1 protein-coding gene is annotated in these 1,735 nt (G+C 40.3%); it reads right to left on the minus strand.

The genetic code is table 11. The annotated features are described in order from the left end of the window. A partial coding sequence (locus ACQV2X_RS08635) for an IS1182 family transposase (RefSeq protein ID WP_428894430.1) occupies positions 1 to 1,574 on the minus strand: 1,574 nt, incomplete at its 3' end. Positions 1,575 to 1,735 lie beyond the last annotated feature (161 nt).

Here is a 1,735-nt window from a genome sequence, read left to right on the forward strand (position 1 = left end):
TCTCGGGTCTTTATTTTTTCTTGTTCTTGGATATATAACACCAGTTTATTGATATTGTATGCCAGTAATGCAATGCCTAATTCAATTTTCACCTTCCGTCTGCCTCGAAGGTGGACTCGGGTGAAACCTAAAGAACCCTTGAGATAGCCAAAGGCAGTTTCAACATCGATTTTTCGGCGGGCATAAATGGCTTGGGTGGTTTCTTCTTCAGCCAGTGCACGTTGTTTAGCTTTAAAATATTCCCAAGAAGGATTGACGCTGATTTTTCGGATGGAACCTTTCGGAGTAAATGCGGCTTCAATGCGTTCGCCTCCTGAAGTGTGCGTTTCAGCTTTGTATTCTTTGAATTGTTGAATCTCGTCATAATGATTTTTTCGCTCACGGTAAGCACTGAAATTGAAACGTACCCCTTGAAGGTCAATATAATAATCATCTGCTTCATGATAAGTCCAATTGAAGACTTTCTTTTCATCGGATTGCCATTTTTTTGTCTGTTCTTTTAACATCGTGCTATAGGGGATGATGGCGATGGTATCGGGATGATGGTCTTCTAAGTAGGCATAGTTGGACTCGGAACCATACCCAGCGTCCATCGAAACATAAGTCATCGAATCAATGAGTGCACGGTGGGTCTCAAAGAATGGTTGAAGCGTTCGTGTGTCGGTTGGATTGGGATAGATGTCATAAGCTAATACATATTGATGACTGGTGGCGATTTGTAGGTTATAGCCAGGTTTAGTTTGACCGTTTCGCATTGGATCTTCTTTCATCCGCATAAAGGTCGCGTCAGTATCCGTTTTAGAATAAGAATGACGGTCACCTAAAAGATGACGATGTTCTTCATAGTTTTGTTTCTTTTCAATGCGTTCATTGAGTTGGTGCTTGAGAGATTTTAAGCGACGACGTGATTGCTTGGCCGGATTAGGCGATTGTTTCTTTGTTTCTTCCACTTCTTTTTCTAAAGCTTCGAGACAGCTCTCTAACTGTGTCATCACTTCTTCCAGCTGATCCATCGTTAAGTCTGTTCCCTCAGGAAGTGTCATGTCTTGATAGGCTACTTTGGTTTCTTTTAACAGCTCTTTGATTTGTGCTTCATTGGCTTCATCAAAACGGATGATGTTCTTTTTCCAGACGAAGGTATATTTATTCGCATTCGCTAAAATTTTTGTTCCATCAATAAATAAAGCATCGTCTATCAGACGTTGTTCCATTAAATAGTTTACAAGTCCATCAAACCCAGCATCTAGAATGTCTTGAATGCTCTCATCCACTCGGCATCGGCAGATCGTGGTATGTGAAGGGACTCTACCTTGTGTTAACCATTGAGCCGGTAAGTTTTCAGCCGCAAAGCGTTCAATCTTCCGACTGGTAAATATCTCTCGAGTATAGGCAAAGAGAATGAGCTTTAAGACGGCAGATAAAGGGTATTCTCTCGGGCGACCAAACACATAAGGATGATCAATGGCTAATTGGTTGACCAAGCCATCAATAAAGTGGACAACATGTGCTTCTTCAGGAATATAGGCATAAGAGATTTCCAAAGCTAATTGATTTGTGTTATAATGAAAATGCATTTTTATGTCCTTTCTTTTGTGTTAGAGGAGAGGCATTGACGAAGCAGAAAGCGTCAACTTTCTGCTTTTTTATATCTTTATTATACCATAAAAACCACTATAAACATTGTTTAAACAACGTTTATAGTGGTTTTTCGGTTTGAGACTTATGATACAGCCCC

The sequence above is a fragment of the Facklamia sp. P12945 genome (assembly GCF_050409485.1).
Taxonomy (GTDB): Bacteria; Bacillota; Bacilli; order Lactobacillales; family Aerococcaceae; genus Facklamia.